Here is a 25,434-nt window from a genome sequence, read left to right as displayed (position 1 = left end):
AAACAATGACTAAAAAACAATTATTACAATCGATTGAAAACAAGATTGATGCTTATATGGAACTCGTCCAAATTATGTATGATAACCCTGAAATTGGGAACGAAGAATTTGAAACAATGAAATTGTTAGTAAACTACCTTGATAGTGTCGGTTTTAAAACCACTTCTGGTTATGTCGTGCCTACTGGTTTCTTAGGAGAATACGATACGGGTAAAGAGGGTCCAACAATTGCGGTAATGTGTGAATACGATGCGCTGCCAGAAGTCGGTCATGGTTGTGGCCATAATTTAATTGCGGGTATTGGTGTGGCAACCGGCGAAGCAGTCAAAGGTATTATTGATCAATATGGTGGAAAATTATTGGTCGTTGGTACACCTGCTGAAGAAAATTTTGGTGGCAAAGTAAGCATGTCTGAAGCTGGCGTGTTTGATGATGTCGATGTAGCATTAATGGTCCACCCAGGTAGCCAAACAGGAGTTGGTGGACGCTCCAACGCCTTAAACCCAATTAAATTTGAATTCTTTGGCAAAAATGCGCATGCTTGTGATCCTGCTTCAGGCGCTTCTGCGTTAGATGCAGCTGTCATGAGTTATTTACAAATCAACTTATTGCGTCAATTTGCTGCACCACATACTTATATTCATGGTGTCATTAAAGATGGCGGTGAAGCAGCCAACGTCATTCCTGGCTATGCTTCAATGGAATATTATTTCCGCGCACCCACAATCGGCTACGCCAAAGAACTTACAGAAAAAGCGATTCAAGCAGTCGATGGTATTTGTAAAGCCAATGGCGTCACTTATCAAACTTCGACATATGAATGTCCATATGAAGATACGGTCATTAACTACAAGCTAGCTGATATTCTGACTGAAAAATATACCGAGCTAGGCTTAGAAGATATCGCTCCGGTGGATGAAGTTGCCACAGGCTCCACAGATGTTGGTGCTGTTAGCTACCGTTGCCCAACAATTCAAGGCAATATCAAAATTTGTGGTAAAGAAGTTGCTGGTCATACGAAAGAAATGGCTGCAGCAACTATCTCGCCAGATGGGAAAAATGGTTTAATCAAAGCCGCCCAAGGATTGTCATTGACGATTTTAGAATTGTTGGAAAATCCCGCACTTTTGGCTGAAGTAAAAGCCGAATTTGATGAAACAATTGCTTCATTGTAAGCTGAAACCTAAGTTCCACAGATAACTACCTAAAAATGTTGAAAGAAGCTGCCGACTAGCTAGCCAGCTCTCCTTTCAACATTTTTTTTGCCAATTATAACTTCATTTATATATAAGAGTTTTCTAATAAATGAACCTAAAAATTGAAACCATCCCTTCACGAGGGTAGACTACTGCTATATTTTATTCAAGAAAGGATTATTAATGAGATGATAGATGAACAAGTTTTGTACATTATTGGTTTGTTGTTGGTCATGTTATACATTCTCACAGGTTTTGATGATTTTCTTTGGGATATTGTTACTTTATTCAGACGTCGAACATACAAACGACAATTAGCTGACTTGAAAAAGCTCGATGATACCCCACCAAAATTACTGGCTGTTGCCATTGCTGCTTGGCATGAAGAAAGTGTATTAGGTGATGTTATTGATAACTTAATTGAATCGGTCCATTATCCTGATTCTATGTATCACGTTTTCTTAGGGGTTTATCCAAACGACGAGGCCACCATTGCTGTTGCTCGACGTTTAGAAGAAACTTATGAAAATGTGCATATGATTATCAATGAGTTACCCGGACCAACCTCCAAAGCACAAAATATCAATTACGTAATCACTCAAATTAAGCAGTTGGAAAAAGAAAAAGATTGGCATTTCAAATCACTCACAATTCATGATTCAGAAGATGTTGTTCATCCCTATGAATTAAAGATGACCAATTACTTATTAGATACGTATCCAGCAATCCAATTTCCAGTCTTTCCTTTAATGGAAATGCCACGTTTCCGCAATTTCTTTAAAAACTTAACCACCAATACGTATGCCGATGAATTTGCAGAAAATCACTTTTCTACAATGGTCAGTCGTTATAGTAGCGGAGCATTTGTTCCTTCTGCAGGTACTGGTTTTGCACTGTCACGAGAAGTGATTGATAGTTTTGGTGACGAAGATGTCTTACCCAAAGATAGTTTAACAGAAGATTATCGTTTATCTTTAACCCTTTATCAAAAAGGAATTCAAATGTACTACCCACTCATTCAAGTACCGCGTATCAATTATAATAATGAGTTGGTTGATGAACATATTGCCACTCGTAGTCGTTTTCCATACACCTTTAAAACAGCTGTCAAACAAAAGACACGTTGGATTTTAGGCATTACGATGCAGTCGTTTAAATTTAGAGAAATTTTTCAAACCAAAGAAATGACTTTTGCAGGACGTTATTCTCTCTACCGTGATTTCAAAGCCAAAATTGGGAATTTATTAGTCCTTGTTGGTTACCCAGTTTTAATTTATTTTTTCGCTAGCCTATTTTGGGATTTACCACCCGTGTATCCTAAATACTCCTTGTCTTGGTATCTCGCCGTAGTCGTAACCATCATGATGTTAGAACGTCAACTATTCCGTGCAGTTGCTGTTAAACAAGTCTATGGGCTACGCAGTGTGTTTTTTGCCTGTCTTGTGCCACCAATTTTACCGATTCGTTTTGTTTGGGGAAATATCATTAATATGGTTGCTACAATGAAGGCCTATCATCAACGCTTTTTCGGTAATCAAACACCTGCTAAAAAAGAAAAGAAACAAAAACGCAAAGCTGACAAACAAACTAATACCAAAAAATTTGCTTGGGATAAAACAGAGCATCATTTCTTAGAAAAAGATATTTTAAAAAGATACCATCGACGCTTAGGTGATGTGTTGCTAGTAAAAGGCTTTATTGAACCAAAAGTTTTACTCAAAGCTTTGGATTCCGCTGCTGAACAAAAAGTGACACTTGGTGAATACTTATTGTCGCAAGACTTGTTGTCTGAAGCCAACTTATTAGAAGCCTTAGCCAACGTACAGCATCTACAGTATTTCCCAGAAACAAATTTATCCACTTACTTAAAACCTGAATTTGCTGAACTTTTCGATGAAGAGTTATTACGCTCTTTCATTTGTTTACCAATTTTACAAGCGGATGGCGCATTTGTCTTCGCTTTTACAGACAAAACTCCACGTTATGCGGCAGATGAATTAGAACAAAGATACGGCATTCAAATTGCGACTGTTTACTCACTAAAACAAACTGTTGAAGAAGGACTAAATAAACTTTATTCAGGTGATGTCTCTGAACCAGTGATTGATATTGCTTCTGAGCATTATCAAAACCAACAAATCTCTTATAAACAATTACTATTAGTTCGTGCCTACCAAGAAAAAACCAAGCACACAGCTGAAGAATTAGTTTTTGCCATGGGATTAGTTGCACCACTCCCTGAAACAATCGTGGAAAAATAACAATTAAAAGCGTATGAAATCAAAGATAATGATTTCATACGCTCTTTTTTATTGGAATAGCTGATGATAGACATCCGTAACTGTCTCATCGTAATGAACTTTTTCAATCGTTTGTGTCGGTCTTTCACTTGGACCATAAATCAAATAATACAGCCCCATAATCGGTTCATTATAATCAGATAAATAACAATCAGTTCCTAAAATATCAGCCGTTAGCTGACGCAATACCTCACTTTTGAAGAAACCACCGCTTAAAGACAAAGCCTCATCGACACCTACCATACGGGTCAACGTTCGAATATTCATTAGAATCCCTTCAACAATACTTCGAACCATATCGGCTTTCGTATGAGTAATTTTGATATTGGTTAGCGCACCAGATACTTCTTTTTGCCATAAAGGAGCACGCTCTCCATTAATATATGGAGCAAACCGTAACCCGTTGGCGCCGATAACCGAAGCCGCTAATGTCTCCGGCAAGCGTTCAAAAAATTCTGCTGGTGTATCTGCATAAATTTGACTTGCCCATTCCAATACACAACCACCATTATTAGAAGGTGCCCCCGTCACATAATACTCTGAGTTAAGGTAATAACAAAAATTTTGTTTTGTTGGATCAAAATGTGGTATTTTTGTTACTCGACGTACCGAAGCACTGGTTCCAATCGTCAAACTATTGGGAATTCCTGTCGCACAGTAACTCGCAAAAGCCGCCAAACAACCATCACTGGCACCAATAACGACTTGAATATCCGTTGGAATCATTAACTCATGAGCAACTTCCGGCAAAAGCGCAAATTCCTCAGTGGTATCGACAGTCAGTGCTAATTGATCGGTGGTTATGCCAACATACTGTAAAATTTCTTCATCCCAAGTCCGTTCTGTTAAATGAAACAAACCAGTAGCAGAAGCTGTCGCATAATCTAATACAAACTGCCCGACAAAATGATGCATCACTAACTCTTTTAAGCCATAAAACATCGTCGTCGGACGGTACATTTTTTGTTGGTGAAAATATAGAATTTTTGCAAATGGCGACATTGCATGAAGTGGCGTGCCTGTTCGTTCATAAAAAACACGCGCTTGTGCTTCTTGTTTGAATTGCTCCATACAACTTTCAGCTTGAGTATCTGACCAAATAAAAATCTTGTCCGCTCCTACTTGCCACGGACATACACTATGCATCGCCACGCTAAAGCTCATTTTTTCTAATTGTTGACGCATATCTTTGGGAATCGATTGGATACCCACTTTCAGTACAGCCAATAATTCATGAAAACGTTGGTAACAACTACCATTAGATTCACGGTAAGTTGTTACTGGACTCGTTTGCTGATATTTAATCAAGCCATTTTCAATCACAGCAAATTTAATTGCCGTCGTCCCAATATCAATTCCTAAAAACATCCCGACACTCCCCAAGTTTTTCTTCTATTTTAGCACAATTTCATGTTAAAAATTTGAAAAAAAAAGCATTTAAAAACGAGGCCTCTCATTTTTAAATGCTTTTCTTTATTTTTTCGTTTTATCTGGAAATTTCGCTTCCACACGATAAATACGTTGTCCACGTGAAGAGAATTTTTCTTCGTATTCTGTCATAATGTTGCCTTCATAATCACTTGCATGTAAGTCTAGCCATACTTTTTGAATGATTAATCCGTATTGAGAAAAACTTGCTAATGAATATTCAAAGAGACCTTGATTGTCCGTTTTAAAATGAATTTCTCCTTCAGGACGTAAAATTTGTTCATCTACAGCTAAGAAAGTTTTGTAGGTTAAGCGGCGTTTTTCATGACGTGTTTTTGGCCATGGATCTGAGAAACTCAAATAAATTTGATCAACTTCACTATCCGCAAAATATTCGGTTAAAGCTGAACCATCTACATGCAATAGTTGCAAGTTAGGAATTTCTTCCGCTAATAATTTATCAAGCGCAAAAGAGACCACACTGACTTGCATATCAATCCCAATGTAGTTAATTTCAGGATGCGCTTTTGCCATGCCTGAAATAAATTGTCCTTTTCCCATTCCAATTTCGATATGAATCGGATGGTCATTGCCAAAACGTTCTGCCCAACGACCTTTCCATTCCTGTGGTTGATCGACAACAAATTCTGGATGAGCAGCAATTAATTCCTCTGCTCCTGTACGTTTTCTTACTCTCATATTCGTTCCTTTCCATAAAACAAGGTGGTATTTTACACCACCTGTTATCCTGTATAAATTCGTTTTAATTGTAGTATTTTTTGATTCATTTCTTTCAAAGCATTGCGTTGATAATATTTTTTGACTTCTTGTAGTAAGCTTAGTAATGCGTACCAATAGACTTTTTCCATGTTCTCACTATTGCCTTGAATCCCGTAGCTCATTAACCAATGATTCCAACTCGTTACAGGAAGATATTGTCCTAAAATCGTGCCAATATCAACAGCCGGGTCAGCAAACATGACAGAATCCCAGTCAACTAAGTACAAATAGTTTTTACAGACAAGCCAATTACGATAATTAACATCACCATGCACAACCGTTTTTTCAATTGCTTTAAAGGTTGGGACGTTTTTTTCCAAATACGCATGGACGAGTCTCAAGAAGGAATTATCTTTCAAATATTGTGGTAATTCTCGTTCATATTCTGCTAACATTTTTTGTGGGGTCATCACGATGCCACCCATTTTTTCGAGCATATCCTTTAATGATTGCGAGTGGTGTAAATGATACAACACATCAATCACATCATTACGTTGACCAATTTCTTCAGGATCTAAGATACGACCTTCTAACCACTCTTGTGCAGTTAGCGTATCGCCGTCACCCGTACGTTTGGTCCAAATTAATTTCGGTGTGATTCCTTCTTTTGACAAAGCAGCAAGCATCGGAGTGGTATTTCGTTTGATGAACACTTTGTCTTCAGCTTTCAAGCCAACGTATGCTTTTCCTGTATCGCCTTTTATTGGCTGCAAATTCCAATCGTTATCAAAACGAATCGCCATCTTCGCTTACCTCCTTTTTCACAGTAATACTTATTCTAGCTTCCTAAAGGCGGGTCGTCAAGCACATGTATGTTCGTTTTTTTATTCCCATCTATTTTTCAGCTATTCTTTATCAGATTCTTATTTTGACTGGCTTTTTTTAATCCGATATGGCAGATATAAGAAAATAAATAGCCCGACAACGACAAAATATCCGAGTCCTACAATCAGCCGTTGACTCCACGTTGGTAAAGCAAAGCAACTAACAACCGTAAAAATCACTGCCTTCATCCCTAACAAGCCTCCAAGCAATTGTTTCATTGCCTGTAGTTTTTGCTTTTCAGGAATCGGGTATAATTGTGCACTGACCATATATTGAAATTGATGGTATAAGGGTAGTAATTGAAAACCAATCAGATAAATAAACAACGCGCCAATGCCTAAAGCAAACCAACGCTCCGACACGAAGACTAGTAACACACTGCCAAGTACGACCAAGCGCAAATACAAGCCACTAAATTCAGTTCCACGCAGTAAACGTCTAGCATATAAATACAAATAGGTATGTTCTTTAGAAAAAGTGATTTTCGATAAGAGAACATCTAAATACTTGCGGCGTTTGATTTGTGCCGTAATCTCCGGTACATCGGTAAACAAATTAATAAAACGATAGACTTGATGCAAGCGATGCTGTTCCTTTTGAACCATACGTTCCCAGTCCAAAGGGGCATGCATTTTTTGCCAACACAAGTTATGAAATAAGAAGATTTGCAACACAGCTAATACTAAACCAATGATAGGATACATAAAAATACTTAGCGCGAGAGTGCCAATTGTAATGATTTGCCATAAAAGACAAGCGTTGGTTTTTGCCTTTTCCATATCCTGAAACAAAGCCATGCGCTGAATCTGCAGATGACTAAATTTCAAGCCCCACAACATCAGCAAATAATAAAAATACGTTGAAAATCCTTGTCCAGTAACTACCACCAACAAAGGCATCGTTACGCCAAGAATCAGAGCTAACATAGCAAACGGAAAGTAACAGCTATATTTAAAAGCTTGCGACAAATACGTGCGCATTTGCCTTTCCTTCGGTAGTAAAAAAACGATATCCGCAGATTTGGCTAAACTCGTAAATTGCCCAATATACAAAGCTAAGGACCAAATAATCAACACAATCGTACCGCCCACTGGTAAACTAATCGTCGTTGTTTTCAATAAATTGGAGTAGTACAGACCTAAGCCACCTATTAAAAACATCATGATTAACGCAAAATGGTCATTAAAGACATATTTTAAATAGCGTTGCATATTTTTCTGATGCAGCCTCAATCGCTCTTGAAAAAATTCAGCCATTCATTACGCCTCCTTCGTTAGCGCAATATAAATTTCATCTAATGAAGCATTCGTTAGACCGAATTGCTGTTGTAACTCCACCATTGTTCCTTGAGCACGAATCTCGCCATTATGCAACATAATAAATCGGTCACAATATTTTTCCGCAGTCGCCAGCACATGCGTGGACATAAGAATAGATGCACCTGTTTCTTTCATATCCTTCATTAGTTCTAACAACGCATGAATCGCCAACGGATCTAGTCCAAGAAACGGTTCATCAATAATATACAGACTCGGTTCAATTAAAAACGCACAAAGAATCATCACCTTCTGCTTCATTCCTTTAGAAAAATTGGCTGGAAACCAGTTCAAGCGATTTTCTAAACGAAAGGTTTTCAATAGGCTTTCAGCTCGTTCTAAGGCGATTTCCTTTGGTAAATCATACGCCATCGCAGTAACTTCCAGATGTTCTCTTAAAGTCAACTCTTCGTACAATGCCGGACTTTCTGGGATATAACCAATCTTTTTACGGTATTCTTCTGGGTTGTTTTTTAATGTTAATCCATCAATGGTAATTGTGCCTTTTTGTGGTTGTAATAAGCCGATAATTTCTTTAATCGTGGTACTTTTTCCTGCACCATTTAACCCAATTAAGCCAACTAATTCACCATCATTTATATTAAAACTAATATCTTTTAACACAGGTAATTGTCCGTAACCACCTGTCACATGTTGAATTGATAATGTCATTTGATAGCCTCCAAAATTTACTACCCTTATTATAACACGAAGCATACAAGAAAGAATATTCTGAATTATGTTAGAGACCTTCCATCCTCAAAAAAACCAACCTCAATTATCTTGAGATTGGTTTTTACGCTTAGGCAACTTCTTCTGAAAATTGACTATTATATAAGTCAGCATAGAAGCCATTTTGGGCCATCAAGGCATCATGATTACCTGTTTCAACAATCGACCCTTGATTCATTACAATAATATTATCTGCATCACGAATAGTTGATAATCGATGCGCAACTACAAAACTTGTCCGATTTTCTAATAAACGATTCATCGCTTGTTGGATTAAAATTTCTGTCCGTGTATCGACACTAGAAGTCGCTTCATCTAAGATTAGAACGTCTGGATTCGCTAAGAACGCTCGTGCAATCGTAATTAATTGACGTTGACCTTGCGAGATATTGCTAGCTTCTTCATTTAGAATAGTGTCATAGCCTTCTGGTAATTTACGGACAAATTCATCGACGTGTGCTGCTTTAGCTGCTGCAATGACTTGTTCCTCACTAGCTTCTTCATTACCATAAAGAATATTGTCATAGATGCTACCAGTAAATAACCACGTATCTTGTAAGACCATCGAGAATTTACTTCGCAACTCTTCACGGCTTAAATCACGGGTGTCTTGCCCTTCATAACGAATACTGCCACCCGATACATCGTAAAAACGTTCCAATAAATTAATTAACGTAGTTTTACCGGCACCTGTTGGCCCCACAATTGCGACCATTTCACCTGGTTTTACATCTAAATTAAAATCAGTCATCAATAACTTGTCTTCATTATAACCAAACTGTACATTTTCAAACCGTACTTTGTAGCTATTGTCCTCTACTGGTAAGTTAGAAGGTTCATTGGTCATTTCTTCTTCATCTAAGATTTCAAAGACACGTTCTGCTGAAGCAACCGTTGATTGAATCGTATTGATTAAACTTGCAATTTGAGTAATTGGTTGTGAGAATTGATTGGTATATTGTAAGAATGCTTGTACATCCCCTAAAGCCATATTCCCATTCGCTACCTTAATTCCTCCAAGAATAGCAACAAAGACATAGCCTAAGTTTTTGACAAAATTCATTAACGGCATAATCATCGCTGAGATAAATTGCGCCTTCCAACCAGCTGCATATAATTTTTCATTTTCTACTTCAAAGACTTCTTGATCCGCCTGTTCATGGTTGAATGCCTTCACAACAGTATGTCCACCATATGTTTCCTCAACTTGGTTATTTAATAAACCTAAACTTTTTTGTTGTGCCGCAAAATGTTTTTGAGATTGTGGTGCAACCAGCATCACAATAATCAAGCTTAAAGGAACGGTTACTAATGCCACCAGTGTGATTTGCCAACTAATGGATAACATCATCACTAAAACTCCAATAAAGGTCACGATACTAGTCACAAATTGCGTCAAGTTTTGTTGAAGCGTTCCTGCAATATTATCCATATCATTAATCGCACGCGACATAATATCACCATTGCTATGAGTATCATAATAAGAGATTGGTAGGCGGTTCATTTTACCTTCAAGATCACGACGCATTTCATAAACGGTTCGTTGTGACACACGCGTCATAATAAACTGTTGCAAGAAATTAAAGACCGCAGAGATTACATACATACCAATCACAATCATAATAATTTGCGCAATTTTGTCAAAGTCAATTGGAAATTTAGTGATTTGCTCACCTGCTTTCATCTTTTCAACACCAGCCATCACGCCTTTGAAAATTTCCGTTGTTGCACGACCTAAAACCTTTGGTGTTTGAATTTGAAAGACAACTGCCGCAATCGCTAGAACAAATACCAGCACAATTGCATAAGAACGAGAGGACATATAACGGAAAAGACGTTTCGTTGTTCCCCAAAAATTATTTGGTTTTTGAGGTTTCATACCAATGCCGTGTCCACGACCTGGTCCATGTCCAGTTGTCGGCTGTTTTTTATCTTTACTCATGCAAGATCCTCCTCTCTCAATTGTGAGTGTACAATTTCTTGATATGTGTCATTTGTTGCTAATAATTCATCGTGTGTGCCTTGTCCAACAACTTTTCCTTCATCCAACACAAGAATCATATCGGCATCCATGACGGTACTTACACGTTGAGCTACAATGACATTAATTCCTTCAGTCATCGACTCACTCAAAGCTTTGCGTAAATTGGCATCTGTTTTGAAGTCCAACGCTGAAAACGAATCATCAAAGACATATACATCTGCTTCTTTAACGAGTGCACGAGCAATTGCTAAACGCTGACGTTGTCCACCAGAAAAATTGCCGCCGCCTTGTTCCACATGACTATCTAAACCATCTGCTAATCCTTCAACAAAATCACTGGCTTGAGCAATAGATAACGCACGCCAAATTTCTTCATCAGTTGCATCTGGTCGACCATAACGCATATTGTCTCGAATCGTACCAGTGAATAACACCGCCTTTTGAGGAACAAAGCCAATAATATCTCGTAATTCTTCTTGTTTCACTTGTGAGATATCTTGTCCATTTAAGGTAATACTACCCGATTCAATATCATACAGACGAGGAATCAAATTGACTAACGTTGTTTTCCCAGAACCGGTTCCACCAATAATCGCTACTGTTTGTCCAGAAGTTGCCTTGAAGTGTATATCAGCTAGTGCTAATTTTTCAGCCCCAGGAAAACGATAGTTCACATGATTGAACACCAACGATGTATCCTTTCCTTGACGTTCAATTGTTTTTGATTGTGGAATATCTTTAATTTCATCTTCTTCTGCTAAAATTTCATTAATCCGATCAGCTGAAGCTTGGGCTCTTGGCACCATAACAAAAATCATCGACAACATCATAAAACTAATCAAAATTTGCATCGCATAAGTCATAAAAGCAATCAAGTTCCCTACTTCTAATGTCATATCAGCAATATAATGACCACCAAACCAAGTAATTGCAATGTTCGTTCCACTCATAATTAAAGTCATTAAAGGCATCATCAAAGCCACAATCGTATTTACTTTAATCGCCGTTTGCGTGTAATCTTTATTGGCATCATCAAACCGATTTTCTTCATAACCAGCTTTGTTAAACGCACGAATCACGCGCACACCAGTCAGTCCTTCACGGAAAACTAGATTCAAACGGTCTGTTTTTGCTTGCATACTTTTAAATAATGGGACTGCAAAGTACATAATACCACCAATCGCAACGACGATGATTGGAATGACTACTAAGAATATCCGGGTTAATTGCGCATCTTTTTGATAGGCTAAAAAGCTGGCTCCCAATAAGGTAATCGGTGCATTAATCATCATGCGTAAAAACATTTGTGTCACCATTTGAATTTGGTTCACATCATTCGTTGTACGAGTAATTAATGATGCTGTGCCATATTTATCAAAGGTTCGCGTAGAAGCATGTTCGACTTTACGGTAGATATCACTTCGTAAATTTTTTCCTAATTTTTGTGATTCTCTGGTTGCAAAGAAGGTATTTCCCACAGCTGCAATAATACTAATGACTGAAAAACCAATCATTACCATTCCTGTTTGCCAGATATAGTCAATATCGCCCACAGCAACCCCTTTATCAATAATATTTGATGTTAATGTTGGTAAATATAAATCGGAAATGACCTGTACAATCATAAAAAGAACGGCCATTAACGCAGATATCCAAGAAATTCGTTTCCAAATTTTTATCATATTGTTTGCTCCTTCCGTGCTCCATTTTTCAGCCAGTTCAGCTTACTTTGGAAATTTGTATTAATGAGTGCCACATCATAAGAACCATCAGCCAATTGACGACGATAACCATCGGCAATCGTGGTAAAAACAGTGTGCATCACCATTTGTAATAATAATTGTAATTCCCGTTCATCATTGACTCTTAATTTGGATAAATCAATACTATCCAGTAATTCCCTATGCTTTTGTTTTCGTTCATGCTTTCCATGACATTGTTCATTTCTTTTTTCAATTGGTGCCACTCGACGGAATCCATGATAATCCATGTTGGTAAATACATTTTTGTAAAATAAAGCATGTTTGCCTACAAATATTTCTGAAACAAAGGCATTAAAATACGTTTCAAAACCGGAAAATAAATCACCATCGGCTTGCTGAATCGCTTGTACTAAATACCGATGACTATCACGACGTACTGTGTCAAAGTAATAGTAATACAAGTCTTCCTTATCTGAAAAATACTGATAGAAACTCCCTCTTGGTATTTCCGCATCTTTAATTACATTTGCAATTGACGCTTCATTTAGCGAGACACGAGAAAATTCTTTGCGTGCTGCTTCTAAAATTCGCTCTTGCTTTTCTTTTGGCAAATTAAAAAATGTTTCACTAGGCATAATTGCTCTCCTCCTCATGACACTCTGTCATATGACACTGTGTCATTATACACCTCAAAAAACAAAACGCAAGAAAAAAGATTAGCATCGGAAAATAAATTCCAAATACTAATCTTTTCTTAAATATGAATGGTAAATGCTGTGACTTCTGGGACAACACCAAAACGTGCATGAATCACCGTTGTACCAATTCCAGTATTCACATACAAATGCATCCCTTTTTCAAGTTCATATAGACCTCGAACGTATTTTTCAGCTAAAACATTCGTCACTTGATAAAAAGGTACCCATACTTGCCCGCCATGACTGTGACCGGCCAACACTAATTGCGTATCGGTTCCGATGAAGCCATCCGCAACATCGGGTTCATGAGTTAAGATAATTGAATAATCGTATTGCTGACGTGCGGCTAGCGTCTCACTAACGGACGGATTTCCTAGCAATGAATCATCTAAACCACCAATAAAGAGTTGCTTATTCGCTAACGGAATGGTTTCTCCATTATTACGTAATACTTGAAAGCCAGATGCTGTCATGACTTCTTCATAAACACGAGCAGCCCCACCGCCATAATCATGGTTTCCCCAGACTGCGTATTTGCCAATCGTTGCGTTCAATTCAGATAATTTAGAAATAATCGCGTCTTCATTCGCATATTCCGAATAATTATCAAATAAATCGCCAGTAAATACAATCAAATCTGGTTTTTCCTGATTGACTTTTTTAATGACTTTATCCAAGCGATTTTCTTTATAACTTTCAGAAAGTTGAATATCTGAAAGCTGAACAACCTTTAATTCTTGCGTTCCTGTTCCCAGTTCCACCGAGTTGACTTTTACCAAACGTGGTTCAATTTGGAAAGCATAAATTGGTAAAAAAATGACAATGATGACAATCAAGAAGATTATTTTTCGTTTCATTTCGTGCTCACTTTCTATTGTTTGTTCATTTATTCTACAATAGTTTTCTGCGCAATATTATTTTTCTCTGAATCCTTAGAAGATATTTAACGAAAAAAATAACCAGATGATTCAATCAGGCAATCATTACTGATTGACCTTTCTTGTATCATCTGGTTATCCTCATCTAGCTTTCAGACTATGATAATTTTTCTCCGTTACTTTCAATCACTTGTTTGTACCAATCAAATGAATCCTTTTTATAACGTTCTAAAGAACCATTTCCTTCATTGTCACGATCAACATAAATCATACCGTAACGTTTTTTCATTTCACCTGTTGTAAATGAAACAAGGTCAATAATTCCCCATGGTGTATAACCTAATAATTCGACACCATCATAGTCAATTGCTTTCTTCATTGCTTCAATGTGTTTGGTTAGATATTCAATTCGATTTTGGTCATGAATTGTATGGTCTTCTTCTAATACGTCAATTGCACCAAAACCATTTTCTACGATGAATAATGGTAATTGATAACGGTCATATAAACGGTTTAATCCATAACGTAATCCTTCTGGATCAATCGCCCAACCCCAATCACTGGTTTCAATATAAGGGTTGTCCACACCATTTGGTAGACCACCATTTGTAATGTTTCCTAAATTATCTTGTTTGGCGTCTGCTTTAACAACTGTTGACATGTAGTAGCTTAAACCAATGTAATCAACGGTTCCATTTGCTAATACTTCTAAATCTTCGTCGCGAATATCTAAATTGTAGCCTTCACGTTCGAATTCTTTTAGCGCATATGTTGGGTAGTAACCACGTACGTGAACATCTGCAAAGAAGAAACGTTGGTGCATAGCTTCTTCTGCTGCCATAATATCTGCTGGATTACATGAATAAGGATAAATCGGCACATGTGATACCATACAACCAATTTGGAAGTCAGGATTAATTTTTTTCCCAGCAATCACAGCTTTAGCACTGGCAACTAATTCATTGTGTGCAACTTGGTACATTACTTCTTTCGCATTTTCGCCTTCTTCGACTTTGACACCGGAGTTTGTCCATAAGAAGATTGGGTTATTAACATCCATTTGGTTATTGATTTCATTAAATGTCATCCAATATTTTACTTTATCTTTGTAACGTTCAAAAACAGTAATCGCAAATTTTTCAAAGAAATCAATTACTTTACGGTTTCTAAAACCACCATACTCACGCGCTAAATGTAACGGCATTTCAAAGTGAGACAAAGTAATCACCGGTTCAATCCCATTAGCTAATAATTCATCAAATAAATCATCATAGAATTGTAATCCTGCTTCATTTGGTGTTTCTTCGTCACCTTTGGGAAAAATACGTGTCCAAGCAATTGAAGTACGTAAACATTTTAAGCCCATTTCTGCAAATAATGCCACGTCACCTTTATAACGATTGTAAAAATCAATTGCTACTTGGTTTGGATAATATTTATTGGCTTCGATTGTTTCTGTAATTTCACGAGGAACACCATGTGCTCCTGCAGTCATTACATCAATGACGCTAGGCCCTTTGCCGTCTGCGTCCCATCCACCTTCAAATTGGTGAGCGGCTAGTGCACCGCCCCATAAGAAATCTTTCTTCATGTTGAATCCTCCTAATTAATCGTTAAAATAACTGTATCAACTGTTGTATCTTCTTGAATGCTAGGTTCAACCGCTTCATAATTAAATGCATTCGTTACAATGATTGGTGTAACAATCGGTAAGCCTGCTGCTTTGATTTGTTCCAAATCAGCATCTAATAACACGTCACCTTTTTTCACTTTTTGACCTTGAGAAACATGGCAAGTAAATGGCTTGCCCTCTAAAGTTACGGTATCAATTCCCACATGAATCAACAATTCAACTCCACTATCTGAGACTAAACCAATTGCATGTTTTGAATCAATAACAGTCATCACTGTACCATCAAATGGTGCCACCACTTTTCCTTCTGTTGGTTCAATCGCTAATCCAGTACCCATCGCACCGCTAGCAAATACCTCGTCTGGAACGTCGGATAAAGCCATTGCTTTTCCATTCATTGGTGATGTAATTTCATAAGTTTCTAAAACTGCTGGTTTTTCTTCAGTAGCGACTTCATCAACTGAAACTGTTTCTACTGCAGGTACAGTTTCACCAAAGCCAAAGATTTGTGTCAAAATAACTGGTCCGACTAATGCAATCGCACAACCAATAATAATTCCGATAAATGATGTTGGATTTTCACTACTAATACCATTTACAGTTGTTAATAAACTTGGTAGACCGGCATAAGCAAAATAGTAAGGTTGGAAGAAACTAGCGACAATCGCACCGACTGCTCCAGAGATACAACCATAAATAAATGGTTTCTTAAAGCGTAAAGTAACTCCATAAATTGCTGGCTCAGTAATCCCAAATAACCCTGTAATAAAGGCTGATAGTGACACACCTTTTAATTCTTTTTGTTTGGTTTTTAAGAAAACTCCTAAAACAGCACCGACTTGTGCAACAACGGCAATTGTTTGAAAAGCTTGGAAAGAGTCACGACCATACATCTCAAAGTTTGCCATAACAACTGGTGTAATTCCCCAATGTACACCAAAGATAACAATTGCTTGCCAGAAACCACCGATCACAGCGCCGGCTAATGGTGGTGCAACATTTACTAAGAAGTTATATCCATTAGCAATGCCATTTGCTGCTAAAGATGAAATCGGTCCTAATACAAGAATCGTGATTGGTACCATAATTACAATACAAATTAATGGTGTCAGTAACGGACGAATCACGGACGGTAAAATACGATCAACAAATTTCTCTAAATAAGAGAGTAACCAAACTAAAATCAGTGGCGGTAATACAGAAGAGGTATACGTTGTTTGTGTTAGCGGTAACCCAAGAAACGTTAAGTTTGCACCATCAGCGATTTGACCAGCCATAGCTGTCCAATCCGGTGATACCAATGCCATCGCACAAGCTACAGCAATATACGTATTTACTTTAAAATGTTTTGATGCGGTTATTGCAATAAAAATAGGCAAAAAAGTAAATGGTGCCCAAGAAATAAAACTAAAAACGCTATAAGTGCTTGTTTTTTCAAACGCTGGATACGCTAAATTAATTAAAATTAAAGCTCCTTGCAAAATACCTGCTGCGGCTAAAATATAAACAAATGGCGCAAATACAGCAGACATTGTGGCAATAATGCGGTTCATAATACTACCTTTAGGAACTTCCTCTTCTTCAATGCCTTCAACATCAACATGTTTAATAAATTCATCATAAACTTCACCAACGTGTTGTCCAATGACAATCTGGAATTGACCTCCGTTGATTACGACTGAAATGACACCCGGTAACTGTGAAATTTCTTCCTTTGCATTTTCAGGTATGTTTTTTAATACAAGACGTAAACGAGTCGCACATCGTGTAGCGTTTACAACTTGGTCAGCACCGACGATATCGACAATATCCTTTGCTAATTTTGAATAGTCTCTAACTTTCCCCATTTTTGTTCTCCTTATCAATTTTATTGTACACAAATATAATAATTGTGCATGCACAATTTGTCAATCCTATTTTAATTAGTTCAAAATTGTGTTAATATGAGGGCATTACATATAGGAGAAAAAGACCATGCTAAAATATATGGAAATCGCTGAACAAATCAAGCAAACGATTATTGAGAACGATTTAGCACAAGGAACGAAACTACCAAAAGTTAGTGAATTAATCCAAGAATACCAAGTCAGTAAGAGTACCATTGTGAAGGCATTGAATGTGCTTGAACGAAATGGGATTGTGTATCAAATTCAAGGAAGTGGTATTTTCGTACGTCGTAACACACGTGTTGGGTATGTCAATATTATTCAGAATAAAGGCTTCACTGAATCTTTAGACCAATTTGAAATCACAACAAAAGTCTTACTTCTTGAAAAAATTCTACCCACGGAAGAAATCTATACACATTTAAACTGTTCACCTGACGAAAAAGTGTATCATGTCAAACGTTTGCGATATATCAACGAACAAGTCTTATGTGTCGAAGAATCTTACTATAATTGTGCAGTCGTTCCTTATTTAAACGAAGAAATTGCGACAAAATCCATCTTCAACTATTTAAAAACAGCCTTAAAACTAAATGTTAGCTTCTCAGATAAGTATCTACATGTCATTAAACTTTCTGAAACAGATAGCCAAATTCTAGGGCTAGCAAAAGATGATCCTGCATTATTGACGGAAGAACTGTTTTATTTATCATCTGGTATTCCTTTTAATTTTTCGCGAACAACGTATCATTATGAGCATTCGCAGTTTTTCTTACAAACAAATAACCTAAGTGTTTAAGAAGCGCCTTTTTACACAAGCGGATAAAACTTTACTCTCACGTCTCTTCTAAATTTGTGTTAAACTATAGGGTGGACGTAAGGAGTTTACATACGTATTTACACATTGAGAGGAGATTTGTCATCGATGATTACAATGGATGATATTATTCGCGAAGGTCACCCAACTTTGCGCAAAGTTGCCGAAGAAGTTACTTTTCCTTTAACTGAAGAAGAACGTCAATTAGGAAAAGATATGATGGAATTTTTAGAAAACAGTCAAGATCCTGTAAAAGCAGAGGAATTGAATTTACGTGGTGGTGTCGGTCTAGCGGCCCCTCAAGTGGATGTTTCAAAACGCATCACAGCGGTACTAGTTCCTAGCTCTGATCCAGAACGTAAAGAACCAGACTTTCAAGCAGTGCTGTACAACCCAAAAATTGTCAGCCATTCTGTACAAGAAGCTTGTCTAGCTGACGGTGAAGGTTGTTTATCAGTTGACCGTGATGTGCCAGGTTACGTGCCACGCCCTGCTCGCGTTACCTTAACCTATTTCAACGAAGAAGGCGAACAACAAAAAATTCGCTTAAAAAATTACACAGCAATTGTCGTTCAACATGAAATCGACCATTTAAACGGTGTGATGTTCTATGACCACATCAATGGCGATAACCCATTTGCTTTGAAACAAGGTATGTTGGTGATTGAATAAAAATTAAAACAGGACCAATGAGAACAGAAATGTCTGCTTTCATTGGTCCTGTTTTTTTCTAAGTAATACGGATAGTTATGAAGGTGAATTTTTATTTGCTAAATCTGCCACTATCACTTCTTGAAAATCATTGATTATTTCATCTGCGACTAACTCTTGGATGGGATACTGTGGATTAGCAAAACCGATGCAATACATACCAGCAGCCTTGGCAGCTTTACTTCCATTGCGAGTATCTTCAAAAACTAAGCAATTTTCAGGTTTTGATTCTAGTAACTCCGCTGCTTTCAAAAAAACATCGGGTGCAGGCTTAGAATGGATAACTTCTTCGCCACTAACTAGTTGTGCAAAATATGAACGTAACCCAAGAGCAGTTAAATTGGCTTCGATTTCTGATTTTCTTGAGGAAGATGCTACACCTAATTTAAAACCTGCTTCCGCCAGTTTTTTGACAAATTCTTGTACATGTGAAATAGCACGTACCCCATCTTTAGCTATTATTTCAGCTCTTCGTTGATTCATTTCGGCAATGTATTCAGCTACAGAACGGGGTAGTTGCAACTCATCCTTCATTGTTTGCCACATAAATTCAGCAGTAGTTCCCATAAACTGATATTGATAAGACTCGTCTTTTAGATGTCCTTCCGCGTGTAGCATCTCTGTTTTAGAGCGCAAAAATGTATATTCTGAATCCACTAACACGCCATCCATATCAAAGATAATAGTATCAATCATTCAGTTAACTCCTTTACATTCTCCACAGAAAAAGTTTCGCGCCAATCATTATGAAAATCCGTTACCGCTTGTTGAATGGCTGGCATTTTAAATGCTTGATCAAAAATATCAGGTCCCGCTGTAATAGCGTGTGCTCCGACACGACAAGCAGTATTCAATTGAGCCACATTTTTAAAACTTGCTGCTAATACCTTACTATTTGACTTTGTTCGAGTAATTTCTGCAACAAGTGCGCCGATAATGTCTGCAGCATCAATATTTAAATTTTCCATACGATTATAATACGGTGCTAAATAATCGGCACCCGCAGCGATTGCTAAATATCCTTGAATCTCAGTATAGATAGCTGTTGCTGTAATACGTACTGCCTGTTTTTTTAATTGTTTGATTGCGGTTAATCCTGCTTCATTCACAGGAATTTTAATGTACACCTCTTTGCCTAAATGCGCTAAGATTTGTTCTGCATCAGCGATTATTTCTTCGGCGGTTTCTCCGACGACTTGCACGTGTAAACTTGCAGCACCTATGATCGACTGAATTTCTTTCAAATGGTCGTAAAAATCAATTTTCCCTGCTTGTTTGAGAATCGTTGGATTAGAAGTGACTCCTGCCAATGGTAATATTGCTTGATAATAACGAATTTTTTCCAAATCGACAGTATCTAACATAAATTCCATCTATTGCTCCCCTCCCTTTATCTATTTATTGAATACAAATCATGCTATCTACCTGAATATCTGGCATCGGTTTGTCTTCCACATACAACGTTCCTGGCAATTCAGGTGTAGTAGAACCATCAAATTTAATGGTAATATGACCTAAGTTTTCCAAATTAGGTAGTACAACTTCTCCGACTGCTGTGATTTTATATTTTTGATGATCAATGACTAATTCATGTGCTGTGGTAATTTCACCATTGGTTGGATGAACTTCAATATTGTAGCAATAGTCCGCCAAGGTATCGGGTGCATCCTTTCCAAATAAAATCACCATTTTTTCTTCTTTAAATAATTCTGCTTCTGGTCCAATTGAAAGAACCGTTGTACGAAATACTGACATGACATTTCCTCCTAAAAAACGAAATTAACTATATAATCCAAAGCTTGCTAACCATGCAACAACGACACGTGGTACCCCATTTAAAAAGCGAGAATACAACACGGCTGGCACCCCAACTTCTACTGTTTCTGCTTCCGCTTCTTCTAACCCTAAACCAACCGGAATGAAATCACAGGCGTTTTGAGTATTAATGGCAAATAATGCTGGCAACGCTAATTGTGGTGGGATATTCCCCTTACCAATTTCAACCCCAATGAGTGTTCCAATTACTTGGCTGATTACTGCTCCTGGTCCTAATAATGGAGACAAAAATGGTAACGAACAAACAAAACCAATAATCACTAAACCGACAACATTCCCTGCTAAAGGTGCCATAATATTGGCAAAGAAGTTACCAACTCCTGATCCTTGAATAACACCAATCAACAAAGAAACAAATGCCATAAATGGAATAACAGTGTGAATCATCGTCTGTACACCTTCACGTGCCGATTGATTAAATGTTGCTACAACTTTCCCAGCGCCCATTCCAATTTTGGCGATAAAATTTTGTTGCTCAGCTTTTTGCTCAGTAATTTTTTTACTTGTATCATATTTAAATTCACGTGTTGGCTCTGATGATGTTCCAGCAGTTTGTGTCTGTTCATCTGTCGCTAATGAAATTTGGGCATTCCCAACTGCGGATACATAAATATTTTCATTGATGTATTGCGCTAAGGGGCCACTTTTTCCAGTAGGAACAATGTTAATTGTTGGAATGTTTTTTTTCGGATAGATTCCACAACGTAATGTTCCCCCACAGTCAATGATAGCTAAAGCGATTTCATTATCAGGAATCGAAGTCTTAAATCCATTCACCGCTTCCATCCCAGTTAATTCAACAATTTTATCGACAATTGCTGGTTTCTCTCCGCCACCTGTAATATAAATAAATTTATGTTTTTCTTCCGTTGGTGTAATCACTAAGGGACCACCATATCCCCCATTACCTTTTACTACTCGAATACTATTATAAGTCATTTGTCTTACCCCTTTCTAGTCTATCGTTGCTTTTACTGTTTTGCTAAGTGTAATTCCTTGCTGTTTACATACATAAGCAGTAGTGAAATCTGTTACCCAACCACCAATAAAGTTCATTAAAATTCCGACAAGCATATAACGTACAGCTAATTCCATTGAATTTAAGCCTAATGTCGTAATTCCTTGTGCGATTCCTAACCAAACGAATAGTTCCCCCGGATTAATATGAGGAAAAACCCCGTTACTTGTATGACAAAATTGTGCTTGTGCTGCATAATAGCTCGGTTTGTAGTATTCCGGTAAAAAACGCGCCATCGTAAATGACATCGGATTTCCTAACATAAACGCCGATAAGAACGGTAAGACTAAATAACGCGTGAATGGATTTTTGGCAGATAATCGTGCCACTTTCGTCACGCGTTCTTCCCCTAGAAAGGCAATCAATGTATTCATCGCAACCATCAACATTAAGACTACAGGTACAATACCTGTCATCCATGAAATAAACGTCTCTGCCCCTGTTTGAAACAAGTTCATAAATCCTTCAGCAAATTTAGTAATATACTCCATTATTCAACACTCCTCTTCATTTTTGCTTGCATTTGATGTTTCCATAATTGAATTTGAATTTTAGCGCCAGCAAATGGCGATAACGGTTGTTCCTCTTGATAATTTCCTAGTTCTACACGGAGATAAATTTCACGTGCATTTTCCATCGCTTGTTGGATTAATTTATTTTCTTTACGCACCATGGGATGATATTTATCCATATAATGAATATCTTCCCCAATATAAGCAGGTAATGGGTGGAATTTTGCTAAGACAGTTACCCCTTGCATTTTACGAGCATCCAAAATATTTCCATGTTCATCAACAGCAAACAGGATAATCGTCCCTGCTTTCACCTTGCCTGCTCGACGTCCAATCGCTACTTTCCCTTTTCTACGTAGCTCTTGATAAGTTTGATTGAAATGCTTAATTTGTTTCATTCCGAATAGAACTTGTAAAATATAGGCTCCAACTACAAATGCCCCAAATATATAAATAAAACTCATGCAATAATCCCCTTTCTTTTCATCCAAGTCAGCAAAGAGGATAACTCTCTTTGTTGGCAAAGCTCCTTACGTAATTCTGCATTTCCTGCTACAGCGAATAGTTGATCATACAATTGTAGCAATTCTCTTTCTTTTCGTATCGTTAAGGTAGCGGGAATTGCTAATAAAAAAATAATTTCTACGCTTCCTTCTTCCGTTTGAAATGTCTCTGGAAATATCCCTACCGATAAAATAATTTCTGTTGAAGCCGGATTAGTCGTGTGTGGAAAAGCAATTCGCGATTCAAAAATAGTGGAATATTGGGCTTCTCTTTCAAAAATTCGTTGTGCAAATTGTTCATCAATCAATTCTTCCTGCCTTAATACGTTAATCATTGTGGATAAGTTCTCTATATAAGACGCATCCATCGATAAAAGCTGATACTTAATCTGTAATTGTTGAATACTTGCAGCTCGTACTTTTTCCGCACGTTTCCATTCTTTTCGTAACCACGTATCATTAAATAAATTTGTTAGTTGAATAACAGGAGTATGTTCGTCCACATTTTTTAAGGGAATCGTTGTAAAAATCGCAAAATATTTATTTAAGTCGCTTTTTTCATAGGCTTCTTCTGAGAAATGCGTAATCTGTATTTCCGGCCCCAATACTCGCTCCAGTTGTCTTCGAATGATTAACGCTGTGCCTTTTCCTGTACTACAGACAACGGCGATTTCTTTTTTACTTTTTTCATTTGGCTGACGACGTAACGCCAATTCAAAATAAAAAGCTAGATAACTATACTCCACCGTAGGCACTTCTCGATATAATTTTTCGCCTAATGCTTGTGCCCCGACCTTCGCTAACTCATAAGCAAATGGATACTGCTTCTCTATTTCACCATAAAATAAATCTTGTAACTCAACTCGAAAGACTAAGCGATTAATCATGTACATCAGATGATCTTTCATTTCACCAAACAACTGCTCTTCATCTATATCTACCACAAGAGCACCATAAATTTTTTGCATCATCGCTGAAAAATAACTCATTAATTGCTCATCATTCGCTAAATGTTTGTCTCGCAACTTGATGGCATTCATATTAAATGGAAAACTAATAAAGGCTTGCTCTAACTGACTTAAAGTCACATTGTAAGTCGTTTCTAAATGATAAATTAATTGTTCCAACTGATCATGTTGTTGCACATAATTTGTGTATGCATCAGGTAAATCCGTCAATAAATTATTAGTCAGCACTCGTTGTAATACAATTGAAACAGCTTTTTGCAATAAGCTACTGTGGTTCTTAATCATTCCTGATGTGCTGACCATCTCTTGTAATACATTTTTCGTTTCTTCTGTTAAAAATGTTTCTTCAAAATAATCTTGCACATAATAGATGTGTAGTAAACGCAAGTCAAATTCATTTCCAACAATTTGCATTCCTCGGTTTGGTGTACCAATTACTTTGACTGTAAACGTGCCTATTTGTTGCTTCATATTACGAATATCTTTGACAACTGTCCCACGACTGACACCCAATTCTTCAGATAAATCATCCATCAGTACAAAATCATCTGCTTCGATTAGACGTTTAATGATATACGCAACGCGCTTACTTGATGAATTAAAGTCACTTTGCTTTTTCAAACTTCCCGCCATCACTATGTCAAATTGATCATGTTGTTGAATTTCTAGATGAAAATGATTATTACATTGGACAATCAGTGCAATATTCATTAATTCATCATTTAACGTGTCGATGCTTTTACGGACAGTTTGCGGACTCATCGAAAGTTGTTTCTGCAATTCTGTCAGGGTCATTTCTTTATGGGTGACTAGCAATTGCAGAATTTGATACCATCGATTGACTAGCGCCATCTTTTTCCCCCACTTCTATCCTCTAGTTTTACCTCCAGCTACATTAGTTGTTACACCTGTTATATAACTTGAGCGATCGGACAAATAATAGCATACCAAATCCGCAACTTCATGTAACTTCCCGCTTCTTCCTAGTGGAATGGTACTTGTTTTCGCGTATCCTGCACGTAATTCATCAACGGTGATACCGCGGGTATAAGCTAAAGCCTCTTCATAAGATAACGTGCGAAGACCCGTTTCTTCCATAATTCCTGGTGCAATACCAACAACACGCACATTTGATTTTCCTAACTCTTTTGCCCATGAACGAGTATAGCTATTCACAGCGGCTTTGGTTGCTGCATAAGCACTTTGTCCTTCGGAACCTTCCAAGCCAGATTCTGATGACATATTAATAATGACACCTGCTTGCTTCGCTAATAGAATCCGTCCAACTGCTTGACTCATTAAATACAAGCCTTTTTGGTTAATCGCAATAATTTTATCGAACACTTCATCAGATAATTCATATTGACTATGCGCTTCGTTTTTATCGACTAACAAACGTGGAATATTAATTCCTGCATTATTTACTAAGCCATCAATTGTTCCAAATCGTTCAACAACTTTAGCAACGCCAGCTTCAACTTCTTGTCGTGAAGTCACATCAACTTTCACAAATAAGAGTTGTTCGTTACTTATGTCTGAATCAGCAATATCAAAATTTGCAACATTCACCTTTTGTGCTAGTAAACTCTCGACAATACTTTTACCAATTCCTGAAGACCCTCCCGTTACAATGACTGTCTTTCCACTAATGCCTAACCAATCTGTCATATTTATCACTCCTACTTTTTGTTTACGCTTTCAGTATAGTCG

General features: G+C 37.4%; 23 protein-coding genes. 4 read left to right on the top strand and 19 right to left on the bottom strand.

Annotated features, from left to right (window positions below; all coding sequences use genetic code 11):
* Positions 1-5: 5 nt before the first annotated feature.
* A complete protein-coding gene (locus BAU17_RS01665; RefSeq protein ID WP_161901077.1) occupies positions 6-1,175 on the top strand; it encodes a M20 family metallopeptidase in 1,170 nt (389 codons plus the stop codon).
* A 209-nt stretch (positions 1,176-1,384) separates the two neighbouring features.
* On the top strand, positions 1,385-3,457 hold the full coding sequence (locus tag BAU17_RS01660; RefSeq protein ID WP_161901076.1) for a glycosyltransferase: 2,073 nt from the start codon (positions 1,385-1,387) through the stop codon (positions 3,455-3,457).
* Between the two features lie 48 nt (positions 3,458-3,505).
* Here the strand turns inward: BAU17_RS01660 and BAU17_RS01655 are convergent, their stop codons facing one another.
* The 11 genes from BAU17_RS01655 to BAU17_RS01605 all read right to left on the bottom strand — a co-directional run bounded on the left by BAU17_RS01655 (position 3,506) and on the right by BAU17_RS01605 (position 17,320).
* Positions 3,506-4,864, bottom strand: coding sequence for a gluconokinase (locus BAU17_RS01655; RefSeq protein WP_161901075.1), 1,359 nt, complete (start codon positions 4,862-4,864; stop codon positions 3,506-3,508).
* 105 nt (positions 4,865-4,969) lie between these two features.
* Entirely contained in the window at positions 4,970-5,623 is a 654-nt protein-coding gene (gene trmB / locus BAU17_RS01650; RefSeq protein ID WP_161901074.1) for a tRNA (guanosine(46)-N7)-methyltransferase TrmB, read from the bottom strand.
* A gap of 44 nt (positions 5,624-5,667) precedes the next feature.
* Positions 5,668-6,447 (bottom strand): phosphotransferase family protein, encoded by a 780-nt coding sequence (locus tag BAU17_RS01645; protein WP_161901073.1) that lies wholly within the window; start codon positions 6,445-6,447, stop codon positions 5,668-5,670.
* Positions 6,448-6,567: 120 nt separating this feature from the next.
* Positions 6,568-7,785, bottom strand: a complete 1,218-nt coding sequence (locus BAU17_RS01640; RefSeq protein ID WP_161901072.1) for an ABC transporter permease — start codon at positions 7,783-7,785, stop codon at positions 6,568-6,570.
* Between the two features lie 3 nt (positions 7,786-7,788).
* A complete protein-coding gene (locus BAU17_RS01635) occupies positions 7,789-8,517 on the bottom strand; it encodes an ABC transporter ATP-binding protein (RefSeq protein WP_161901071.1) in 729 nt (242 codons plus the stop codon).
* Positions 8,518-8,647: 130 nt separating this feature from the next.
* Complete coding sequence (locus tag BAU17_RS01630; protein WP_161901070.1) at positions 8,648-10,519, bottom strand: ABC transporter ATP-binding protein; 1,872 nt, start codon at positions 10,517-10,519, stop codon at positions 8,648-8,650.
* Positions 10,516-12,243: an ABC transporter ATP-binding protein gene (locus tag BAU17_RS01625; protein ID WP_161901069.1), complete on the bottom strand. Its 1,728-nt coding sequence runs from the start codon at positions 12,241-12,243 to the stop codon at positions 10,516-10,518. The genes BAU17_RS01630 and BAU17_RS01625 overlap by 4 nt, the downstream gene beginning before the upstream one ends.
* The gene (locus BAU17_RS01620; protein WP_161901068.1) at positions 12,240-12,899 is read right to left on the bottom strand and encodes a TetR/AcrR family transcriptional regulator; all 660 of its coding nucleotides are present in this window, start codon (positions 12,897-12,899) and stop codon (positions 12,240-12,242) included. Before BAU17_RS01620 ends, BAU17_RS01625 begins: the two co-directional genes overlap by 4 nt.
* A 119-nt stretch (positions 12,900-13,018) precedes the next feature.
* Positions 13,019-13,819, bottom strand: a complete 801-nt coding sequence (locus BAU17_RS01615) for a metallophosphoesterase (protein ID WP_161901067.1) — start codon at positions 13,817-13,819, stop codon at positions 13,019-13,021.
* A gap of 178 nt (positions 13,820-13,997) precedes the next feature.
* Positions 13,998-15,431: a 6-phospho-beta-glucosidase gene (locus BAU17_RS01610; protein WP_161901066.1), complete on the bottom strand. Its 1,434-nt coding sequence runs from the start codon at positions 15,429-15,431 to the stop codon at positions 13,998-14,000.
* Between the two features lie 11 nt (positions 15,432-15,442).
* Complete coding sequence (locus BAU17_RS01605) at positions 15,443-17,320, bottom strand: beta-glucoside-specific PTS transporter subunit IIABC (RefSeq protein ID WP_161901065.1); 1,878 nt, start codon at positions 17,318-17,320, stop codon at positions 15,443-15,445.
* A 127-nt stretch (positions 17,321-17,447) separates the two neighbouring features.
* On the opposite strand from BAU17_RS01605, the gene BAU17_RS01600 reads away from it, so the two are divergent.
* On the top strand, positions 17,448-18,158 hold the full coding sequence (locus BAU17_RS01600; RefSeq protein ID WP_161901064.1) for a GntR family transcriptional regulator: 711 nt from the start codon (positions 17,448-17,450) through the stop codon (positions 18,156-18,158).
* 126 nt (positions 18,159-18,284) lie between these two features.
* Positions 18,285-18,848 carry a peptide deformylase gene (gene def / locus BAU17_RS01595; protein WP_161901063.1) on the top strand — a complete coding sequence of 188 codons (564 nt, stop codon included), beginning with the start codon at positions 18,285-18,287 and terminating at the stop codon, positions 18,846-18,848.
* Between the two features lie 75 nt (positions 18,849-18,923).
* Here the strand turns inward: def and BAU17_RS01590 are convergent, their stop codons facing one another.
* The 8 genes from BAU17_RS01590 to BAU17_RS01555 are packed head-to-tail and all read right to left on the bottom strand — an operon-like array spanning position 18,924 to position 25,392.
* Complete coding sequence (locus BAU17_RS01590) at positions 18,924-19,583, bottom strand: HAD family hydrolase (RefSeq protein WP_161901062.1); 660 nt, start codon at positions 19,581-19,583, stop codon at positions 18,924-18,926.
* The gene (locus BAU17_RS01585) at positions 19,580-20,260 is read right to left on the bottom strand and encodes a fructose-6-phosphate aldolase (RefSeq protein WP_161901061.1); all 681 of its coding nucleotides are present in this window, start codon (positions 20,258-20,260) and stop codon (positions 19,580-19,582) included. The genes BAU17_RS01590 and BAU17_RS01585 overlap by 4 nt, the downstream gene beginning before the upstream one ends.
* A 25-nt stretch (positions 20,261-20,285) precedes the next feature.
* Positions 20,286-20,642 (bottom strand): PTS glucitol/sorbitol transporter subunit IIA, encoded by a 357-nt coding sequence (locus BAU17_RS01580; RefSeq protein WP_161901060.1) that lies wholly within the window; start codon positions 20,640-20,642, stop codon positions 20,286-20,288.
* Positions 20,643-20,666: 24 nt separating this feature from the next.
* Positions 20,667-21,662 carry a PTS glucitol/sorbitol transporter subunit IIB gene (srlE, locus tag BAU17_RS01575; RefSeq protein ID WP_161901059.1) on the bottom strand — a complete coding sequence of 332 codons (996 nt, stop codon included), beginning with the start codon at positions 21,660-21,662 and terminating at the stop codon, positions 20,667-20,669.
* A 15-nt stretch (positions 21,663-21,677) separates the two neighbouring features.
* Positions 21,678-22,232, bottom strand: coding sequence for a PTS glucitol/sorbitol transporter subunit IIC (srlA, locus tag BAU17_RS01570; protein ID WP_161901058.1), 555 nt, complete (start codon positions 22,230-22,232; stop codon positions 21,678-21,680).
* Complete coding sequence (locus BAU17_RS01565; RefSeq protein WP_161901057.1) at positions 22,232-22,717, bottom strand: transcriptional regulator GutM; 486 nt, start codon at positions 22,715-22,717, stop codon at positions 22,232-22,234. Before BAU17_RS01565 ends, srlA begins: the two co-directional genes overlap by 1 nt.
* The gene (locus tag BAU17_RS01560) at positions 22,714-24,576 is read right to left on the bottom strand and encodes a BglG family transcription antiterminator (protein ID WP_161901056.1); all 1,863 of its coding nucleotides are present in this window, start codon (positions 24,574-24,576) and stop codon (positions 22,714-22,716) included. Before BAU17_RS01560 ends, BAU17_RS01565 begins: the two co-directional genes overlap by 4 nt.
* A 15-nt stretch (positions 24,577-24,591) precedes the next feature.
* A complete protein-coding gene (locus BAU17_RS01555) occupies positions 24,592-25,392 on the bottom strand; it encodes an SDR family oxidoreductase (protein WP_161901055.1) in 801 nt (266 codons plus the stop codon).
* Between the last annotated feature and the right edge of the window lie 42 nt (positions 25,393-25,434).

Origin of the sequence: Candidatus Enterococcus willemsii (assembly GCF_009933335.1) — a bacterium.
Lineage (GTDB): Bacteria > Bacillota > Bacilli > Lactobacillales > Enterococcaceae > Enterococcus_F > Enterococcus_F willemsii.
Note: the sequence above shows the minus strand (reverse complement) of the source record. Positions and strands in the feature narration are given on the sequence as shown.

What these genes read in the sequence shown, in the direction of transcription:
- BAU17_RS01665 (WP_161901077.1), top strand. Translation starts at nt 6, where the DNA reads ATGACTAAAAAACAATTATTACAATCGATTGAAAACAAGATTGATGCT.
- BAU17_RS01660 (WP_161901076.1), top strand. Translation starts at nt 1,385, where the DNA reads ATGATAGATGAACAAGTTTTGTACATTATTGGTTTGTTGTTGGTCATG.
- BAU17_RS01655 (WP_161901075.1), bottom strand. Translation starts at nt 4,864, where the DNA reads ATGTTTTTAGGAATTGATATTGGGACGACGGCAATTAAATTTGCTGTG.
- trmB (WP_161901074.1), bottom strand. Translation starts at nt 5,623, where the DNA reads ATGAGAGTAAGAAAACGTACAGGAGCAGAGGAATTAATTGCTGCTCAT.
- BAU17_RS01645 (WP_161901073.1), bottom strand. Translation starts at nt 6,447, where the DNA reads ATGGCGATTCGTTTTGATAACGATTGGAATTTGCAGCCAATAAAAGGC.
- BAU17_RS01640 (WP_161901072.1), bottom strand. Translation starts at nt 7,785, where the DNA reads ATGGCTGAATTTTTTCAAGAGCGATTGAGGCTGCATCAGAAAAATATG.
- BAU17_RS01635 (WP_161901071.1), bottom strand. Translation starts at nt 8,517, where the DNA reads ATGACATTATCAATTCAACATGTGACAGGTGGTTACGGACAATTACCT.
- BAU17_RS01630 (WP_161901070.1), bottom strand. Translation starts at nt 10,519, where the DNA reads ATGAGTAAAGATAAAAAACAGCCGACAACTGGACATGGACCAGGTCGT.
- BAU17_RS01625 (WP_161901069.1), bottom strand. Translation starts at nt 12,243, where the DNA reads ATGATAAAAATTTGGAAACGAATTTCTTGGATATCTGCGTTAATGGCC.
- BAU17_RS01620 (WP_161901068.1), bottom strand. Translation starts at nt 12,899, where the DNA reads ATGCCTAGTGAAACATTTTTTAATTTGCCAAAAGAAAAGCAAGAGCGA.
- BAU17_RS01615 (WP_161901067.1), bottom strand. Translation starts at nt 13,819, where the DNA reads ATGAAACGAAAAATAATCTTCTTGATTGTCATCATTGTCATTTTTTTA.
- BAU17_RS01610 (WP_161901066.1), bottom strand. Translation starts at nt 15,431, where the DNA reads ATGAAGAAAGATTTCTTATGGGGCGGTGCACTAGCCGCTCACCAATTT.
- BAU17_RS01605 (WP_161901065.1), bottom strand. Translation starts at nt 17,320, where the DNA reads ATGGGGAAAGTTAGAGACTATTCAAAATTAGCAAAGGATATTGTCGAT.
- BAU17_RS01600 (WP_161901064.1), top strand. Translation starts at nt 17,448, where the DNA reads ATGCTAAAATATATGGAAATCGCTGAACAAATCAAGCAAACGATTATT.
- def (WP_161901063.1), top strand. Translation starts at nt 18,285, where the DNA reads ATGATTACAATGGATGATATTATTCGCGAAGGTCACCCAACTTTGCGC.
- BAU17_RS01590 (WP_161901062.1), bottom strand. Translation starts at nt 19,583, where the DNA reads ATGATTGATACTATTATCTTTGATATGGATGGCGTGTTAGTGGATTCA.
- BAU17_RS01585 (WP_161901061.1), bottom strand. Translation starts at nt 20,260, where the DNA reads ATGGAATTTATGTTAGATACTGTCGATTTGGAAAAAATTCGTTATTAT.
- BAU17_RS01580 (WP_161901060.1), bottom strand. Translation starts at nt 20,642, where the DNA reads ATGTCAGTATTTCGTACAACGGTTCTTTCAATTGGACCAGAAGCAGAA.
- srlE (WP_161901059.1), bottom strand. Translation starts at nt 21,662, where the DNA reads ATGACTTATAATAGTATTCGAGTAGTAAAAGGTAATGGGGGATATGGT.
- srlA (WP_161901058.1), bottom strand. Translation starts at nt 22,232, where the DNA reads ATGGAGTATATTACTAAATTTGCTGAAGGATTTATGAACTTGTTTCAA.
- BAU17_RS01565 (WP_161901057.1), bottom strand. Translation starts at nt 22,717, where the DNA reads ATGAGTTTTATTTATATATTTGGGGCATTTGTAGTTGGAGCCTATATT.
- BAU17_RS01560 (WP_161901056.1), bottom strand. Translation starts at nt 24,576, where the DNA reads ATGGCGCTAGTCAATCGATGGTATCAAATTCTGCAATTGCTAGTCACC.
- BAU17_RS01555 (WP_161901055.1), bottom strand. Translation starts at nt 25,392, where the DNA reads ATGACAGATTGGTTAGGCATTAGTGGAAAGACAGTCATTGTAACGGGA.